This is a genomic window from Streptomyces mangrovisoli (assembly GCF_000974985.2).
Taxonomy (GTDB): domain Bacteria; phylum Actinomycetota; class Actinomycetes; order Streptomycetales; family Streptomycetaceae; genus Streptomyces; species Streptomyces mangrovisoli.
Genome location: NZ_LAVA02000027.1, coordinates 32895 through 49810 on the forward strand (window position 1 = coordinate 32895; position 16916 = coordinate 49810).

At 72.7% G+C, this 16916-nt stretch carries 15 protein-coding genes and 1 pseudogene; 8 read left to right on the forward strand and 8 right to left on the reverse strand.

Annotation, left to right across the window (positions count from 1 at the left end; genetic code table 11):
• The first annotated feature begins 81 nt into the window (after nucleotides 1–81).
• The 3 genes from WN71_RS13500 to WN71_RS13510 all read left to right on the forward strand — a co-directional run bounded on the left by WN71_RS13500 (nucleotide 82) and on the right by WN71_RS13510 (nucleotide 4714).
• The gene (locus WN71_RS13500; protein WP_046586205.1) at nucleotides 82–2277 is read left to right on the forward strand and encodes an RICIN domain-containing protein; all 2196 of its coding nucleotides are present in this window, start codon (nucleotides 82–84) and stop codon (nucleotides 2275–2277) included.
• Between the two features lie 156 nt (nucleotides 2278–2433).
• Nucleotides 2434–3393: a hypothetical protein gene (locus tag WN71_RS13505; RefSeq protein WP_240529646.1), complete on the forward strand. Its 960-nt coding sequence runs from the start codon at nucleotides 2434–2436 to the stop codon at nucleotides 3391–3393.
• Nucleotides 3394–3529: 136 nt separating this feature from the next.
• Entirely contained in the window at nucleotides 3530–4714 is a 1185-nt protein-coding gene (locus WN71_RS13510) for a PP2C family protein-serine/threonine phosphatase (RefSeq protein ID WP_063777710.1), read from the forward strand.
• 108 nt (nucleotides 4715–4822) lie between these two features.
• On the opposite strand, the gene ykgO is transcribed toward WN71_RS13510, so the two are convergent.
• The 3 genes from ykgO to rpmG form a co-directional block, all read right to left on the reverse strand.
• Nucleotides 4823–4945 (reverse strand): type B 50S ribosomal protein L36, encoded by a 123-nt coding sequence (ykgO, locus tag WN71_RS13515; RefSeq protein ID WP_046586208.1) that lies wholly within the window; start codon nucleotides 4943–4945, stop codon nucleotides 4823–4825.
• Nucleotides 4946–4998: 53 nt separating this feature from the next.
• A complete protein-coding gene (locus WN71_RS13520) occupies nucleotides 4999–5259 on the reverse strand; it encodes a type B 50S ribosomal protein L31 (protein WP_046586211.1) in 261 nt (86 codons plus the stop codon).
• Nucleotides 5260–5324: 65 nt separating this feature from the next.
• Nucleotides 5325–5489 carry a 50S ribosomal protein L33 gene (gene rpmG, locus WN71_RS13525; RefSeq protein ID WP_052743059.1) on the reverse strand — a complete coding sequence of 55 codons (165 nt, stop codon included), beginning with the start codon at nucleotides 5487–5489 and terminating at the stop codon, nucleotides 5325–5327.
• Between the two features lie 399 nt (nucleotides 5490–5888).
• Between rpmG and WN71_RS13530 the strand changes: the two genes are divergently transcribed.
• From WN71_RS13530 to WN71_RS13540, 3 genes and pseudogenes are all read left to right on the forward strand, one after another.
• Nucleotides 5889–6749 carry an SGNH/GDSL hydrolase family protein gene (locus WN71_RS13530; protein WP_046586246.1) on the forward strand — a complete coding sequence of 287 codons (861 nt, stop codon included), beginning with the start codon at nucleotides 5889–5891 and terminating at the stop codon, nucleotides 6747–6749.
• A 195-nt stretch (nucleotides 6750–6944) separates the two neighbouring features.
• Entirely contained in the window at nucleotides 6945–8117 is a 1173-nt protein-coding gene (locus WN71_RS13535; protein WP_046586213.1) for an acyltransferase family protein, read from the forward strand.
• A 94-nt stretch (nucleotides 8118–8211) separates the two neighbouring features.
• Nucleotides 8212–9201: pseudogene (locus tag WN71_RS13540) on the forward strand (aldo/keto reductase).
• 88 nt (nucleotides 9202–9289) lie between these two features.
• On the opposite strand, the gene WN71_RS13545 reads toward WN71_RS13540, so the two are convergent.
• The 4 genes from WN71_RS13545 to WN71_RS13560 form a co-directional block, all read right to left on the reverse strand.
• A complete protein-coding gene (locus tag WN71_RS13545; protein ID WP_046586214.1) occupies nucleotides 9290–10777 on the reverse strand; it encodes an MFS transporter in 1488 nt (495 codons plus the stop codon).
• A gap of 251 nt (nucleotides 10778–11028) precedes the next feature.
• On the reverse strand, nucleotides 11029–12138 hold the full coding sequence (locus tag WN71_RS13550; protein WP_079177841.1) for an MASE1 domain-containing protein: 1110 nt from the start codon (nucleotides 12136–12138) through the stop codon (nucleotides 11029–11031).
• A 186-nt stretch (nucleotides 12139–12324) separates the two neighbouring features.
• Nucleotides 12325–13173, reverse strand: a complete 849-nt coding sequence (locus tag WN71_RS13555) for a PP2C family protein-serine/threonine phosphatase (RefSeq protein ID WP_046586216.1) — start codon at nucleotides 13171–13173, stop codon at nucleotides 12325–12327.
• Between the two features lie 94 nt (nucleotides 13174–13267).
• The gene (locus WN71_RS13560; RefSeq protein WP_046586218.1) at nucleotides 13268–14188 is read right to left on the reverse strand and encodes a LysR family transcriptional regulator; all 921 of its coding nucleotides are present in this window, start codon (nucleotides 14186–14188) and stop codon (nucleotides 13268–13270) included.
• 70 nt (nucleotides 14189–14258) lie between these two features.
• Between WN71_RS13560 and WN71_RS13565 the strand changes: the two genes are divergently transcribed.
• Both WN71_RS13565 and WN71_RS13570 read left to right on the forward strand, forming a co-directional pair.
• On the forward strand, nucleotides 14259–15146 hold the full coding sequence (locus WN71_RS13565) for an SDR family NAD(P)-dependent oxidoreductase (protein ID WP_046586221.1): 888 nt from the start codon (nucleotides 14259–14261) through the stop codon (nucleotides 15144–15146).
• Nucleotides 15147–15212: 66 nt separating this feature from the next.
• Complete coding sequence (locus WN71_RS13570) at nucleotides 15213–16004, forward strand: DUF427 domain-containing protein (RefSeq protein WP_046586223.1); 792 nt, start codon at nucleotides 15213–15215, stop codon at nucleotides 16002–16004.
• Nucleotides 16005–16066: 62 nt separating this feature from the next.
• Here WN71_RS13570 and WN71_RS13575 read toward each other — a convergent pair.
• On the reverse strand, nucleotides 16067–16916 hold an 850-nt coding region (locus WN71_RS13575; protein WP_071369841.1), incomplete at its 5' end, for a GNAT family N-acetyltransferase.

A 16916-nucleotide genomic window follows, 5' to 3' on the forward strand; every position in this document is an offset into this window, starting at 1 on the left:
CTCACCCGCACCGGCTCGGCCCCCGCTCGGTCACCCGACTCCCCACCCCCACCAGTCGATTCCCCTCGGCAAGGAGGACCCGTGTTCCGTCATCCGCGGCCCGTCGCCCCGGGCCGCCGCAGATCCCTCGCCGCCGTCGCCGTCGGCGCGGCCGCCGCGTCGCTGCTGACCGCGACGCCCTCCAATGCGGCGGCCACCGCGCTGCCCACCGGCTTCTCGACTGTCATGAACGCGGCAAGCGGCAGATGTCTGGACGCCAGGGCGGCCGCGACCGCCAACGGCACGGTCGTGCAGCAGTACGCGTGCAACGGCAGCACCGCCCAGCAGTGGAGCTTCACCGCCACCGGTGACGGCTACGTCCGGATCAACAACGGCAACAACACCGCGCAGGTCGTCGACGTCACCGACGTCTCCACCGCCGACAACGCCAAGCTGCAGCTGTGGGCGTACGGCGGCGGCGCCAACCAGCAGTGGCTGCCCGTCGACGACGGCGGCGGCGCCTACCACTTCGTCAACCGGGGCAGCGGCAAGTGCCTGGACGACCCCGGCGCCTCGACCGCCGACAGCGTCCAGTTCGTGCAGTACACCTGCAACGGCACGGCCGCCCAGCGCTTCCAGGTGGTGCCGGTGACCCAGTCGGTCACCAACCCCGATCTCGGCCCGAACGTCGTCGTGTTCGACCCGTCGATGTCGTCCTCGGCCATCCAGGGCAAGCTCGACACGATCTTCAAGCAGCAGGAGACCAACCAGTTCGGCAGCCAGCGCTACGCCGTCCTGTTCAAGCCCGGCGCCTACAGCGCGAACGTCGACGTCGGCTTCTACACGCAGGTGTCGGGGCTCGGACTCACTCCGGACGCCGTCACCGTGAACGGCGCCGTGCACGCGGAGGCCGACTGGTTCCAGGGCAACGCCACGCAGAACTTCTGGCGCGGCGCGGAGAACCTCTCCGTCAACCCGACCGGCGGCAGCGACCGTTGGGCGGTGTCCCAGGCGGCGCCGTACCGCCGGATGCATCTGCGCGGCAACCTCGCGCTGGACGACGGCGGTTGGTCCAGCGGCGGCTATCTCGCCGACAGCAAGGTGGACGGGCAGGTCGACTCCGGCACCCAGCAGCAGTGGCTGACCCGCAACTCGCAGCTCGGCAGCTGGACCGGATCCAACTGGAACATGGTCTTCGCCGGCAGCACGGGTGTCCCCGCCACCAGCTTCCCGAGCCCGCCGTACACCACGGTGGCCCAGACCCCGGTGACCCGCGAGAAGCCGTATCTGTACGTCGACGGATCCGGCGCCTACCAGGTCTTCGTGCCGTCGCTGCGCACCAACTCCGCCGGCACCAGCTGGTCCGGCGGCGCGCAGGGCACCTCGCTGCCGATCAGCCAGTTCTACGTCGTGAAGCCGGGCGCCACCGCCACGCAGATCAACGCGGCCCTGGCGGCCGGACAGAACCTGCTGGTGACCCCCGGCGTCTACCACCTCGACCAGACCCTGAGGGTCACCCGCCCCGACACGGTCGTGCTCGGCCTCGGCCTCGCGACCTTCGTGCCGGACAACGGCGTCACCGCCATGAGTGTCGCCGACGTCGACGGGGTGAAGATCGCGGGCCTGCTCTTCGACGCGGGCACCACCAGCTCGCCCAGCCTGCTGGAGGTCGGCCCCTCCGGGTCGAGCGCCTCCCACACGAGCGACCCGACCTCGCTGCACGACGTGTACGTCCGCGTCGGCGGCGCCGGCGTCGGCAGAGCCACCACCGGGCTGGTCGTCAACAGCGACGACGTCATCGGCGACCACATGTGGATCTGGCGCGCCGACCACGGCAGCGGCGTCGGCTGGACCAGCAACACCGCCGACACCGGGCTCGTCGTGGGCGGCGACAACGTGACGATGTACGGCCTGTTCGTCGAGCACTTCCAGAAGTACCAGGTGATCTGGAACGGCAACGGCGGCCGCACCTACTTCTTCCAGAACGAGATGCCCTACGACCCACCGAACCAGGCGGCCTGGATGAACGGCTCCACCCAGGGATACGCCGCCTACAAGGTCGCCGACTCCGTGACCAGCCACCAGGCGTACGGCCTCGGCAGCTACTGCTACTTCAACGTCAACCCGGCCGTCACCGCGGCCCGCGCGATCGAGGCGCCCAACACCCCCGGCGTCCGCTTCTCCAGCATGGTGACCGTGTCCCTCGGCGGCACCGGGACCATCAGCCATGTCGTGAACAACACCGGAGGCCCGTCGAACTCCTCGACCAATGTCGCGAACCTGAGCAGCTACCCGTAGTGACCCGCCGCCCGCAGCGGTCCTGACCCGACCGGCCCGTGCGGCGTCGGTTCCGCCGACCGGGCGACGCCCCGGGCCGGTCGCCCGTGTCGCCGCGGAGCCCGCCCGGCCCTGCCGCCTAGGCTCGCTGCCGTCGGACGGACGGCAGGGGCCTGGATGAGCAGGGAGGGCGGGGCGGCGGGGCTCAACTGGGAGCGCGTCGTCCGGACGCTGACGTTCTGGGCGCGGCCCGACTTCGCCCTGCGGGTCGTCAACCGGTTCCAGCGGATCGTCGGCTTCGACCGTTCGATGGCACTGGCCTCCAGCGCCCTGACGGCGCTCATCCCGATCGCCGTGCTCGGCAGCCTGGCCGTGAGCAGCTTCTCCGACGTCGACGCCGCGGACCGGATCATCGGCCGGTACAACCTGACCGGCGCCGGGGCCGAGGCGGTGCGCTCGGCCTTCTCGCCGACCGGCGAGAACAGCGCGGGCGTCGGCTTCTTCGGGGCGATCTTCCTGATCATCTCCTCGCTCAGCTTCGCCCGCGCCAGCCAGCGGCTGTTCGAGCAGACCTGGGAGCTGAAGCCGCTGAGCGTGCGCAACACGCGCTACGGCTTGCTCTGGATCCTCAGCGTCGGCGTCTACATGGCCCTCTCCGGCTGGATCTACGGCTTCCTCGGCTGGGGAAAGTTCGGGCTGGTGGCCGCGATCGTGGAGGTGCCGGTCAGCGTCGCGTTCCTGGTGTGGAGCGGATGGGCGCTGTCGGCGAAGCGGATTCCCTGGCCCGACCTGCTGCCCTTCGGCATCAGCGCCGCGGTCCTGGCCGCCGCCTACTCCGTCGGGACGACGGTCTACCTCCCCCACCTCTTCGACTCCTACGCCGGGCGCTACGGCTCGATCGGCGCCGTCTTCGCCATGATCTCGGCGCTCTTCGGCGCGATGCTGGTCATCGTGGGGTCGTCCGCGCTGGGCCGCGAGGTCCTGGACGAACTCGTCCGGATCCGGCGCGGCGAGCGGCCCTCCCAGGACGAGGTGCGGCGCCAGTGGGAGAACGTCATGGAGCAGACGCGCTCGCGCTGGCGCAGCGCCCGCAAACAGATGTCCCAGCGCCGCGGCAAGGACTCCGACGAGGACTGAGCCGCCGGCCGGGACGTACGCCCGAACCACGGGGGCGTACGCCCAGGTCGCGGGCCGGGACGTGCGCCGGGTGACCGGGGTGTGCGCCGAAGCGACCGGCGCGCGCGGGCGCGAGCGCGGGTGTATCCCTGTAGATATGCGGTGGCAGCCCCACGGCGGGGCGGGCCGGCCGCGGCCGGCGGACTGGGGCCTCGTGGCGATACCCCTGGTGCTGATCGCGGCGATCACGGTCCTCGACATACTCGCGCCCGAGAACGTCCATCTCGGACCGCTGCTGGTGGTCGCCCCGGCGCTCACCGCCTCGTTCGGCAGCGCACGGCTCACCGCGCTGATCGGCGGGCTGGCCGTGGTGGCGCTGCTGTCGATCGCCGTGATCCGCAACAGCGTGTTCACCTCCAACCACGAGAGCCAGCTCCTGGCGCTGCTGGTCATCTCCGCGTTCACCGTGCTGTTCTGCCGGTTCAGAGAGCGCCAGCACGCGGAGCTGACCCAGGTGCGGTCGGTGGCCGAGGCCGCGCAGCAGGTGGTGCTGCAACCCCTGCCCGAGCGGATCGGCACGCTGCACATCGCCAGCGCCTACCGGGCCGCGGCGGACCAGGCACGCATCGGCGGCGACCTGTACGCGGCGGTGCGCACCGCCACCGGCACCCGGCTGCTGATCGGCGACGTCCGCGGCAAGGGGCTGCTCGCCGTGGAGGACGCGGCGCTGCTGCTGGGGGCGTTCCGCAGCGCCGCGCACCGCGAGCTGCCGCTGCCCGCGCTGCGCGCCGAGCTCGACGCGACGGTCTGCTGGAGCCTGAACCAGCCCGCCCGCAACACCGCCGAGTCCGACGAGTCGTTCATCACGGCCGTCCTGGTCGACCTCCCGGACCACCGGCCCGAGATGAGCGTGCTCAACTGCGGGCATCCGGCGCCGCTGCGGCTGCACGGCGATGAGGTCGCGGCCCTGGCGCCGCGGCAGTACACGACGCCCATCGGCATGGGGCTGCCGCCGGCGGGGGACGACGTCGTGGACGTGTTCCCGTTCCACCCGGGGGACACGCTGGTGCTCTACACCGACGGCGTCTCCGAGACGCGGGACAAGGCGGGGCGGTTCTACCCGCTCGCCGAGCGGCTGGGGTCCTGGGCGGGCAGCGCGTCGCCGGACGAGCTGATCGAGCAGATCCGCAAGGATCTCGTCGCGTACTGCCACGGCGCCCTGGAGGACGACGTGGCGATGATCGCCGTACGCCGCGAGACGGTCGCGGGGGCACGGCAGCGGCCCGCGGACGCGCACCCGGAGCGCGGGCTGTCGGTCACCCGGCGGCCCGTGGGGCCGTAGGCGGCCACTCCCCCGCGCGTGCCACGGATCCGGCCCGGTCCCTTCGAAGGGACCGGGCCGGATCCGGTTTCCCGGCGGTTCAGCCGCGTGGCGGCGCCGCCGTGCGCGTCAGCCCTGGCGGGCCTTGAAGCGCGGGTTCTTCTTGTTCACGACGAAGGTCACACCCCGTCGGCGCACCACCTGGGCGCCGGGCTTGGACTTCAGCGAACGAAGGGACTTGCGCACCTTCATGACCGGTTGCTCCTCTCGCTCGGAACCCGCTCGGGGACGGGCTCGGGCTCGTCTCAGTGACGGGCCGCGGCCGGGCGGCCGTAGCGCCGCTCGAAGCGCTCCACCCGGCCGGCGGTGTCGAGGACGCGCCGGGAGCCGGTGTGGAACGGGTGGCTGGCCGACGAGATCTCCACGTCGATCAGCGGGTAGGTGTGGCCGTCCTCCCACTCGATCGTCCGGTTCGTCGCGGCGGTCGAGCGGATCAGGAAGGCGGTGTTCGCGGCACGGTCGCGGAAGACGACCGGCCTGGTCTCGGGATGGATTCCGCGCCTCATCGGTGTTGCCTCCTCGGCGCCGCCCCGCGCGGGGCGGCGGTGGTGCCGGTGGTCGTGCTGCGGGGTCAGCGCTCCTCGCGGAAGAGGACGTGCTTCCCGGCGACCGGGTCGTACTTGCGCAGCACGAGCCGGTCGGGGTCGTTCTGCCGGTTCTTGCGGGTGACGTAGGTGGCGCCGGTGCCCGCCGTGGACCTCAGCTTCACGACGGGGCGCTGGTTCGCGCGTGCCATGGGGGCTCCCTTCACTCCCATGCTCCGGGCCCTGCTCTGATGACCCGGGCATGTCATTCGTGAGGTGTAACAGCGCACCCCCTCGGGGCATTCCCGCCCGGTCCCCCGGCAGCCTCCCGCGGTGCGCCGTCGGCACAACCCCCGCTCCCACGGCCTTGGTTGCTCGCTGCACAAGTCTGGTCCCGCACGGCTACCGGGCGGTATACAAGCCCAGTCGAACGTGCGGGGCCGCCCTTCGAGGGCGCCGTCGCGCGATGGTGCGGCTCGAGGGGGAGGACATCCATGGCGAACGACGTGTCGGCGGACGGATCGCGCGGGACGGACGGCGCGGAGGGAACACGCGAGGCGGACGGCTCGCGCGGATCGGACACAGCGGCGAGAAGGCACCGGTGGGGGGCCGTGGGGGCGGCCCTGGGCGGCTGCGCCCTGGTCGCGGCCTCCACCGTGCCGGCGGCGGCGCACGGCGCGCAGCCGGCCCGCCACACCGACTACGTGGCGCTCGGGGACTCCTACACCTCGGGCCCCGTGATCCCGCAGCAGGTCGACGCGAACTGCGCCCGCTCAGACCACAACTACCCCTCGCTCACCGCGGCGGCCGCGCAGGTCAGCTCGTTCAAGGACGTCAGCTGCGCCGGCGCCACCACGAACGAGATGTGGAAGGCGCAGGGCACCAACGGCCCACAGCTCGACGCGCTGAGCCGGGACACCGACCTGGTCACCGTGCAGATCGGCGGCAACGACGTCGGCTTCGGCACGATCATCGGCACCTGCGCCCAGCTCAGCGCCAAGGACCTGACCGGAAACCCGTGCCAGAAGTACTACGGTGCCTCCGGCTTCGACCAGCTGACGCTGAACATCGCGCAGACCGCGCCGAAGATCGACAAGGTGCTGCGGGCCGTCCACGCGCGCTCCCCGCACGCCCGGGTGATCGTCGTCGGCTATCCCGACCTGCTCCCCGACGACGGCAGCGGCTGCTACCCGACGGTGCCGTTCGCCGCCAAGGACTTCCCCTACCTGCGCGACACCGAGAAGCGGCTGAACCTCATGCTCCGGCTGGTGGCCGCGCTCGATCACGCCGAGTACGTCGACACCTACGGTCCCACCGTCGGTCATGACATGTGCAAGGCGTCCGCGGACCGCTGGATCGAGCCGCTCCAGCCGACGTCGCCCGCGGCGCCGGCGCACCCCAACGCCAAGGGCGAGGCGGCCATGGCCCAGGCCGTGCTGAAGAAGCTGGAACCGGCGGGGCACCGGCACTGAGGGGACCGGCGGGCGGCGGGCCGCGCACCCCCAGCGGTGTGATGTTTGGCGTCGGAGCGGGTTGGAAGGTACCGAACGGGCAAGGGTCCCTTGCATGCCCCGCACCCTCGCCCTCACCCGCCGCAGGACCGTGCCCACACCCCACGGGTTCCCGCCCGCACCCCGCAAGGCCTCCTTGCGCCACCAGGTGACGGCATGACGACGGCGACCAGGGCGGCCCGGTCGCCGTCCGCCGGCCGAGACGTCACCGCACCCCGTCCGCGCCTGCCCGGCACGTCCGCCCCGGCCCCCGCGCTGCCGTCCCTCACCGGACTCCGCTGGGTGGCGGCCCTGCTCGTCTTCGGACTGCACGTGCACAACTTCGCCTACTTCGGCGGCACCGGCGGGCGCGTCCTGAGCTGGGGACTGGGCCCCGGGGCCGCCGGGGTGTCGTTCTTCTTCGTGCTGTCGGGGTTCGTGCTCATGTGGTCCGCGCTGCCCGGCGACCGGGCGACCGCCTTCTGGCGGCGGCGCGTCGCCCGCGTCTATCCGGTGCACCTGGTCACCACCGCGCTGGCCTTCCTCATGGCCTGCGCCTCGCTGAACGTCTCCCTGCCCTCGGCCCGCCAGGCGCTGGCCGACCTCCTGCTGGTGCACTCCTGGTGGCACCCGTGGTGGCAGACCCTCGACCCGGTCAGCTGGTCGCTCGCCTGCGAGGCCTTCTTCTACGCCGCCTTCCCGCTGCTCGCCCTGCTGCTGCGCCGCCTCGGCGCGCGGGGCTCGGCCGCCCTGGCGGTGGCGTGCGTGCTCGCGGTGTTCGTCCTGGCCTGCGCGGACGCGCACCACTGGGCGAGCCGCCCGCTCTACTCGTTCCCCGCGGCGCGGCTGCCCGAGTTCGTCCTCGGTGCCGCCGTGGCCCGGCTGGTGATGCTCGGCCGGTGGCGCGGCCCCGGCGCCGAGGTGTCCCTGGCCCTCGCGCTCATCGGCTACTTCATGGTCCCGCAGGTCGCCCCCGGCTACCCCGCCACCGCGTGCACCCTCGTCGGTGTCGCGCTGCTCATCCCGGCCGCGGCCGTCGCGGACCTGCACGGGCTCCCGTCGCCCTGGCGCCACCGCCTCATGGTCCGGCTCGGCGAGCTGTCGTTCGCCTTCTACATGGTCCATCTGCTCGTGCTGAAGGCGGGCATCAGCGTGCTGGGCACGCGGCCCCGCTTCGGGACCGCGGCCGGCCTGGCCGCGACGGCCACCGCCTTCGCGGTCGCCCTGGGGCTGTCCTGGCTGCTGTACGAGGCGGTGGAGGGGCCCGCGCGCCGACTGCTGCTGCGCGGCGCGCGCCGACCCGACACGGGCTCCCGGCCGCCGTCCGTGCCGCCCGCCGCCCGCGCTTGACTTCGAGCGCACTTCAGCGCCTAGCGTCGAGGACGTGGCACCAGGTCTCCACCCGTGAACCCGAAGACCTGCAGCGATGAAAGGTTTGATCCTCATGGAACAGCGCCGGCTGCGCGACCTGGAGGTGTCCGCCCTGGGCCTCGGCTGCATGGGCATGTCCGCCTTCTACGGCACCACCGACCAGGACGAGGGCGTGGCGACCATCCGCCGCGCCCTGGACCTGGGCATCACCTTCCTCGACACGGCCCAGCTCTACGGCCCCCTCACCAACGAGTCCCTCGTCGGTGAGGCGATCCGCGGGCACCGCGACGAGTACGTGCTCGCCACGAAGTTCAACTACCGCATGGACGACGCGGTGCCCGGCGACATGAGCACCATCGGTCGCCAGGACGGCTCCGCCGACCACGTCCGCAGCTCGGTGCACGGCTCCCTGAAGCGCCTCGGTACCGATCACATCGACCTCTACTAGCAGCACCGGGTCGACCCCAGGGTGCCGATCGAGGAGACCGTCGGCGCGCTGGCCGAGCTGGTCGCCGAGGGCAAGGTGCGGCACATCGGGCTGAGCGAGGCGGGCCCGGAGACGATCCGCCGGGCCCACGCCGTCCACCCCGTCACCGCCGTACAGACCGAGTACTCGCTGTGGTCGCGGGACCCGGAGGCCGAGGTGCTGCCGGTGTGCCGGGAGCTCGGCATCGGGTTCGTTCCGTACTCGCCGCTGGGCCGGGGCTTCCTCGCGGGCCGGTTCACCTCGCCCGAGGAACTGGAGGAGGGCGACTTCCGCCGCAGCGGTCCCCGTTACACCGGCGACAACCTCGCCGCCAACCTGCGCCTGGCGGAGAAGGTCAAGGTGATCGCCGCCGAGAAGGACGTGACACCGGCCCAGCTGGCCATCGCCTGGGTGCTCGCGCAGGGCGAGGACCTGGTGCCGATCCCCGGCACCAAGCGGCGCACCTACCTGGAGCAGAACGCGGGCGCCGTCGACGTCGAGCTGACCAAGGAGGACCTGGCCCGCATCGACGCCGAACTCCCGCCGGTCGCCGGGGCGCGCTACGACGAGGCCGGGATGCGGTCGGTCGATCTGTGAACCGGGCCGTCCTGCCCGAGGGCCGGCATTCGGGCAGGGCCCGGGGCCGGCATTCGGGCAGGGCCCGGGCCTGAAAATCGGGCAGGGCCTAGCCGCCCATACCGGGCGGCGCTCCTCCGCCCCGGAGGCGTTCCAGGTCGGAGGAGCGCACCTGGATCACGACGACGGCGATCACGGCCGCGACCGCGGTGAAGATGGCCGCGGCGACGAACGCCGCCGACACGCCGGACGTCAGCACCTGGTCGGACCACGGCGCGGGCAGCTGCCCGGTGCGCCGGAAGCGCAGCTGCTCGGCGGGCGTGGCCTGCGCCAGGAACTCCTTGACCTGCTGGTTCGCCTCGTTGCGGCTGGCCGTGCCGAACGTCGTGACCAGGATGGACAGGCCGAGCGAGCCGCCGACCTGCTGCATGGCGTTGAGCAGCCCGGACGCGGCGCCGGTCTCCCGGTCGGTGACGTTCGACAGCGCCATCAGGGTCAGGGACACGAACTCCATGCCCATGCCGAGGCTGAAGACGAGCATCGGGCCGAGGATGCTGCCCGCGTAGGTGGAGTGCACGTCGGTGAGGGTCAGCCAGGCCAGTCCGGCCGTGGCGAGCAGCGCCCCGGTGACCAGGAAGGGTTTCGGCCCGTACGTGGGCAGGAACCGCGAGGCCAGCGCCGCCCCGACCGCGATCACCGCGCTCACCGGCAGGAACGCGAACCCCGTCGCCAAGGGGCTGAAGCCGAGCACGTCCTGCACGAACAGGGTCAGGAAGAAGAACATGCCGAAGATCGCGGCGGCCAGGCTCAGCATGATCCCGTACGTGCCCGCGCGGTTGCGGTCGGCGAACATGTGCAGCGGTGTGATGGGCTGCCTGGAGCGCCGCTCCACCAGCACGAACAGGGTGAGCAGGAGGACCGCCGCGACGAACGACGCGATGGTGAACGCGTCGCGCCAGCCCTCCTGCGCGGCCCTGATGAACCCGTAGACGAGCAGCACCATGCCCGCCGTGGAGGTCAGGGCGCCCGCGACGTCGAAGTGCCCGGGGTGGCGCTCCGACTCGCGGATGAAGCGCGGGGTGGCCAGCACGATCAGCAGGCCGATGGGCACGTTGACGAAGAACACCCACCGCCAGTCCAGCCACTCGACGAGCATCCCGCCCGCGAGCAGTCCGATCGCGCCGCCGCCCGCGGAGACACCGGCGAACACCCCGAAGGCCCGGTTGCGTTCGGGCCCCTCGCGGAACGTCGTACTGATCAGCGCGAGGGCGGTCGGGGAGGCGATGGCGCCGCCCACGCCCTGGAGGGCCCGCGCGCCGAGGAGCTCGCCGGAGGACTGGGAGAGCCCGCCGAGCAGGGAGGCCACCACGAACAGCACCACGCCGAACACGAACACCCGGCGTCTGCCGAGGATGTCGCCGGTACGGCCGCCCAGCAGGAGCAGACCGCCGAAGGTCAGCGTGTAGGCGTTGACGACCCACGACAGGCTGGTGGTGGAGAAGTCCAGCGCGCTCTGGATGTGCGGGAGCGCGATGTTCACGATGGTGATGTCGAGGACGACCATCAACTGGCAGGAGGCGATCACCAGAAGGGCCATCGCATGGCCGCCGCCACCCTGCTTCCGGGAGGCCGTCGCGGCTGCTGAGGTCGGCTGGGAGCTGCTCATCGCATGTCGCACCGGGGGTCGGACGCGGTGACCGGGCCGGTCACCGCCGAAGTCCACCGTTCGACGCTACGCCCGCGCCCAGGACGTCACCACTCGAACACCGGCGACCCGCCCAGGCCCAGGCGGCCCGCAGGCCCCGGCGGCCCTCGGGCCCCGGGGCCCCCTCGGATCCCGGCGGCCGCTCAGCCCGGGCGGGGTGGGCCGGGTCGGCGCTCGCGGTCGCCGTCGGCGGGTGGCGTGCTGCCGCCCGTCCCCCGCGCGCGCTCGCCGGCGTGCGGCCGGTCCTCGAAGCCGAGCAGTTCCTCGTCGGTGCCGCGCGGTGCGCCGTGGTCCGGGTCCCGCGGTGGCGGTTCGCCCGCGGTGAGGTGTTCCAGGACCTCGACCAGTTCCTGGCAGGCCAGCTCGACCGAACGGCGGGTGTTGCGCTGCTCCGTGATCACGGCGGACAGCAGCAGCGCGGTCAGCGCCATCGCCCCGTTGAACGCCTGGAGCTTCATCATCACGGCGACGGGGCTGAGCCCCTCGAACGGGCCGATGTGCCGCGTCGCCGACACGGTGGCCATGACGGAGATCAGCAGCGCGCACACCATGCTGCCCGCGAGCTGGAAGCGCAGGGCGGCGCAGATGAGCAGCGGGTAGACGAGGAACAGCAGGCTGACGGGGCTGAGCGTGGCCAGCGGGACGAGGGCGCAGATGCCGAGCGCGAAGGCCGCCACCTCCTTCCACCGGGTGAGCGGAGGGGGCCAGCGGGCGCCGCGCGCCGCCAGCAGCAGCGGCGTGACGATGAGGACGCCCATGGCGTCGCCCACCCACCAGGCGGGCCAGACCGTCCAGAACCGGTCGCCGGGGAGCTTGCCGGTGAGGACGAGCAGCCAGACGCCCACGGTGGAGCTGATCAGCATGGCGGCCAGGGCCGCGAGGAAGACCAGCGCGAGCCCGTCCCGGAACCGGCTGAGGTCGTTGCGGAACCCCACCCGGCGCAGCAGCAGGTAGGCGCAGACGGGCGCGACGGTGTTGCCCGCGAGGATGCCCATGACGGCCGGATGGGGGGCCGAGATCGAGACGACGACGAGGAGGGAGCCGAGCGCGATGCCGAGCCAGGCGCGCAGGCCGAAGAAGAGCAGGCAGGCCAGGGCGACACCGGTGGGCGGCCAGATGGGCGTGACCACGGCATGGTCGACGACGAGCCGGCGCAGCAGTCCGAGCCGCCCCGCGCCGAAGTAGCAGGCGGCGACGACCACCGTCAGGAGCGCGAAGCCGGCCGGGCGGCGCAGATCCTGGATACCCACCACAGCAGCCATCAGACACCGACCCCGCCCCGACGGCGAGGCGAACGCCCGGGAGGGTGCTCGCGCAGTTCCCCGCGTCCCTTGGGAGGGACTCTTCGCCGCCGTGCCCCGAAAGGGGGCGCGGAACCGCGCGGGCGAGCACGACGGACCCGCAGGAACACGACGGATCCGCAGGATTCCGCCACGTGCCTACGACCCCGCTCTCGCCTTCGCCCACCGGTCGGGCTCGTCGTGGCCGACGACCAGGACCGCCGCGTCGTCCTCGTGGCCGACCCGTTCGGCGCCCTTGATGGCGGCAGCCGCGAGGGCGTGCGCGTCGAGTCCCGCGACGGCGGCGATGCCCGCCAGCCGTACGACCTGGCCGAGCCCGTCGTCGACGTTCATGTCGGGGCCCTCCACGATGCCGTCGGTGAGCAGGACGAACACGCCTCCGGTGGTCAGCTGGTAGCGGGCCACCGGGTACTCCAGGCCGCTCTCGATGCCGAGGGGCGGTCCGCCCTCGTCGTCCGCGATGCCGGACTTGCCGTCGGCGGTGGCCCACACCATGGGGATGTGCCCGGCGCGGGCGCTCTCCAGGACCCCGGTCGCCGGGTCGAGCCGTACGAAGGTGCAGGTGGCGAAGAGGTCCGTGCCGAGCGAGAGCAGCAGGTCGTTGGTGCGGGCGAGCAGTTCCCCCGGGTCGCCCGCGACGGTGGCGAGCGCGCGCAGACCGGTCCGGACCTGGCCCATGAAGACGGCCGCCTCGATGTTGTGGCCCTGGACGTCGCCGATGGACAGCCCGATGCGCCCGTCGGGCAGGGTGAAGGCGTCGTACCAGTCGCCGCCGACGTTGAGGCCGTAGCACGCGGGCGCGTAACGGACCGCGACGCGGAAGCCGGGGCCCGACGGGAGATCCCGGGGCAGCATCCCGCGCTGGAGGGCGATCGCCAGTTCCACCTGGGAGCGCTGGACCTCCGCGCGTTCACGTGCCTGGGCGGTCAGCGACCCGAGCCTGGCCAGCAGCTCGTCGCCGTCGTCCACCGAGCGCTTGCGAGGCATGCATCTCTCCGGCGAGGCGGTGACCCTTTCCAGCAAATCGGTTGATTTTACCTTTATCTCTCCATAAGCAGCCAAAGGGTGCCCCGGCGAGGGCTCAGCCGTCCTCGTCCGCCACGGCCGCGGCGCGCAGCGCGGCCGCCACCCGGGTGACCGCCGCGTCGGGCGGCTGCGGGAGGCGCGCGAGCAGCAGCCGCCGCTGCTCCTGGGGCCCGCCGCGGACCGGCAGCACCCGTACGCCCGGGGGCGCGGCGACGGCGACCGTCGCGGGCACGGTCGTGATGCCGCAGCCGGCGGCGACGAGGTGCAGCTTGGCCAGCCAGTCGCGGGCCGTGTGGGCGATCTCGGGCCGTTCGTCCAGGCCGGGCCAGACCCCCATCACGCCGTCCTCGCCCGAGGCGGACCCGGCGATCCAGCGCTGCCCCCGCAGGTCCGCGACGTCGACGAAGTCGCCGCGGGCGAGCGGGTGGGCGGCGGGCACGGCGAGGCGCAGCGCCCGTTCGGTGAGCGTGCGCAGCGCGAGCGGCGGGGACTCCGTGTCCGGCGGGCGGAACGGGGGCGCCGACGCGAGCACGGCCAGGTCCAGGGTGCCGGCGCGCAGGGCGCGGACCAGCGCGGGGGTGCTGCCCTCCCGGCCGACGACCGTGAGGCCGGGGTCGGTGCGGCGGAGCGCGGACAGCGCCCGGGGCACCAGGACCGCTCCGGCGCTGGGGAACCAGCCGAGGCGGACGGTGCCGCCGGGGCCTGGCAGCCCGGACAGCTCCCGCGCGGTGGCGTCGATCTCCGCGAGGACGGTGGTGGCGCGGCGCAGCACGACCCGCCCGGCCGGGGTGATCCGCACGCCCTCGCGCCGCCGTTCGAGCAGCTCCGTGCCCGCCGCGCGCTCGATCGCGGCGATCTGCCGGGAGACCGCGGACTGGGTGTAGCCGAGGACGCCCGCGGCGGCGGTGAAGGTTCCCTCTTCGGCGACCGCGCGGAAGACCCGCAGGGCGGTCAGCGACACATCGGTGAAGTCCATGACGTTTCCGCATACTAGCCGTGCGTCACTTTCGTTGGACTCATGCATCGCGGCTTCTTAGCGTGGCTGCATGAACACTTCACGCATCGCAGTGGTGACCGGCGCCAACCAGGGGCTCGGCCGGGCCCTGGTGGAGGGGCTCGCGGCCCGGCTGGACGAAGCGGACCTGGTCCTGCTCACCGGCCGCGACCCCGGCCGGGTCGAGGCGGCCGCCCGCGAGGTCGCGCGGGCTCCCGAGACCCGCGCCCGGGTCGAGGGCCGGGTCCTCGACGTCACCGACACCGCCGCCATCGCCGCGCTCGCGGACGAACTGCGCGCCTCCCACGGCGGGGTGGACGTGGTGATCTCCAACGCGGTCGCCCGTGTCCTGCCCGACGAGTCCCAGTCGGCACGCGCCGACGAGTTCATCGACGTCTCCAACGTCGCCACCCACGCGGTCCTGCGCTCCTTCGGCGCCGTCCTGCGCCCCGGCGGCCGGCTGCTGGTGGTCGCCAGCAGCCTCGGCACCCTCGGGCATCTCGACCCGCGCCTGCACCCCTTGTTCGACGGCGCGTCCCTCGGCGAGGTCGAGCGGGCCGTGGAGTCCTGGCGCGGCGCGGTCCACGACGGGAGCGCCGAACGGGCGGGCTGGCCGCGCTGGCTGAACGTGCCGTCGAAGGTGGCCCAGGTCGCCGCCGTGCGGGCGGTCGCGGCCGAGCGCCGCGCGGCCGACCTCGCGGCCGGCACGCTGATCGCCTCGGTGTGCCCCGGCATGGTGGACACGGCCACCTCGCGCCCCTGGTTCAGCGACTACAGCCAGGCACAGTCGCCGCGGCAGGCGGCGGACGCGGTGCTCGACCTCGTCCTCGCGCAGGGCGCGGATCCCGCGCTCTACGGCGAGCTGGTCCGCTTCGGCAAGCCGCTGCCCTGGCGGGACGGCACCCCGCTCACCGAGCAGGACCGACTGCTGACGCCCTAGCCTGGCGGCGTACGGGGCCCCGCCGGAGCACCGGGGGCCGGACGTACGGAGATGAGGAGAGCGCCGATGACGGAGCTGCGCACCGCCCGGTCCGTACGCGCCACCGCCGAGGGGCTGCTGTGGGAGCCCAGCGGGCGCTGGGTCCGCGGCCGGGTCGGCGAGGTGACCGTCGTCGACAGCCGGCGTCCGGTCCTCGTGTGGGAGCCGGCCGTCCCCGTCCCGCTGTACGCCTTTCCGCGCGACGAGGTCCGCATGGATCTGCTGCGGCCGGCCGCCGACCCGCCGACCGGCACGCACACCGGGTCACGGATCTTCTACGACCTCGTCGTCGACGGGGAGCCGCGGCCGAACGCGGCGTGGACGTTCCCCGCCGCCGACCTGGCGGGCCATGTCGCCTTCGAGTGGTTCCGCCGCACGGGCCGGGGCCTCGACCACTGGTACGAGGAGGACGAGGAGATCTTCGTCCACCCCCGGGACCCCCACAAGCGGGTCGACGCGATCCCGAGCAGCCGCCATGTCCGGGTGGAGATCGGCGGCACGACGGCCGCGGACACCCGGCGTCCGGTGCTGCTCTTCGAGACGGGGCTGCCCACCCGCTACTACATCCCGCGCGAGGACGTGGACCTCGGCCTGCTCGTCCCCTCGGACCAGGTCTCCGCCTGCCCCTACAAGGGCACCGCCACGTACTGGTCCTGGACGGGCCGGGCCGACCACACGTCCGATCTGGTGTGGAGCTACCCCGATCCGCTGCCCGCGGTGGGCGCGATCCGGGGACTGTTCGCGTTCTACAACGAGTTGGTGGACATCGTGGTCGACGGCGAACGGCTGGAGCGTCCGGTCACGCCGTTCTCGCGGTAGGGCCCGCACGGCCCCCCCACACCTGCCGCGCGCGTCTCGACGGCCGTCGTCCGCCCGGCAGTTCACCGGGTGTCGGTCGGCTCCCGGTCGGGTCTCTGCCGTCCCTGCGCGCCGGTGCGCAGTGCGCCCACCGTCTTCAGCAACCGGTCCGCCGGCTGTCTCAACTCCGGATGCGCCAACACCGTGTTCCGCAACCCCCGCACCGGACGCCGCCACAACCGATACCCCCACGCCACCGGATGCCCCCGCGACACAAAACCCTCCCCCACCCACAACTCCCGCGTCTTCAACCACTCCTTGTACTCCTTCGCACCCCGACCCCAGTCCACCACCTCCACACCCGCCCGCGCCGCACCCTCCGCCAGCCGCAAATGCATCAACAACCCCGGCGAGTAATACCGAAGCTCCGGATCATAAGCCGTGAACCACCCCGCCAACACCGCACGCGACCGCGGCCCGAAATGCGCCGCCACCGGCCGCTCCCCCGCATACAACACCGACAACACCCCCGAAAAATGCTCCTCCCGCACCCCGAACAAATGCCGCACCAACCCCACGATCCACCCACGAGAAAAACGATCCATCCGACCCGTCCGCCGATACTGCGCCGACTTCCACCCCATCAACGTCTCCAACACCGCCGGATCCCGCTCATCAAAAACAAACCTCACCTCCCCCACATCCCGCCCCAACCGCCGCTCCTTCTTCAACACCGTCTTCGCCAGCCCCGGATACACCCCCCGCAACCACCCCGCATACTCCACCCCCGCACCCACCGGCTCCAGATCCACCACCGGCGACGCAAACCGCCCCGTCACAAACCCACCGAACGACCCCGACGCACCCACCAGATGATCAAACTCGAACACCGACAACCCACACCCCCGCAACACACCCCGCGCATCCCACACC

Bases quoted from the DNA above. Each gene is read 5' to 3' on its own strand.
- WN71_RS13570 (WP_046586223.1), top strand. From the start codon at position 15,213: ATGACGGAGCTGCGCACCGCCCGGTCCGTACGCGCCACCGCCGAGGGG.
- rpmG (WP_052743059.1), bottom strand. From the start codon at position 5,489: ATGGCACGCGCGAACCAGCGCCCCGTCGTGAAGCTGAGGTCCACGGCG.
- ykgO (WP_046586208.1), bottom strand. From the start codon at position 4,945: ATGAAGGTGCGCAAGTCCCTTCGTTCGCTGAAGTCCAAGCCCGGCGCC.
- WN71_RS13560 (WP_046586218.1), bottom strand. From the start codon at position 14,188: ATGGACTTCACCGATGTGTCGCTGACCGCCCTGCGGGTCTTCCGCGCG.
- WN71_RS13565 (WP_046586221.1), top strand. From the start codon at position 14,259: ATGAACACTTCACGCATCGCAGTGGTGACCGGCGCCAACCAGGGGCTC.
- WN71_RS13545 (WP_046586214.1), bottom strand. From the start codon at position 10,777: ATGGCCCTTCTGGTGATCGCCTCCTGCCAGTTGATGGTCGTCCTCGAC.
- WN71_RS13505 (WP_240529646.1), top strand. From the start codon at position 2,434: ATGAGCAGGGAGGGCGGGGCGGCGGGGCTCAACTGGGAGCGCGTCGTC.
- WN71_RS13555 (WP_046586216.1), bottom strand. From the start codon at position 13,173: ATGCCTCGCAAGCGCTCGGTGGACGACGGCGACGAGCTGCTGGCCAGG.
- WN71_RS13535 (WP_046586213.1), top strand. From the start codon at position 6,945: ATGACGACGGCGACCAGGGCGGCCCGGTCGCCGTCCGCCGGCCGAGAC.
- WN71_RS13510 (WP_063777710.1), top strand. From the start codon at position 3,530: ATGCGGTGGCAGCCCCACGGCGGGGCGGGCCGGCCGCGGCCGGCGGAC.
- WN71_RS13520 (WP_046586211.1), bottom strand. From the start codon at position 5,259: ATGAGGCGCGGAATCCATCCCGAGACCAGGCCGGTCGTCTTCCGCGAC.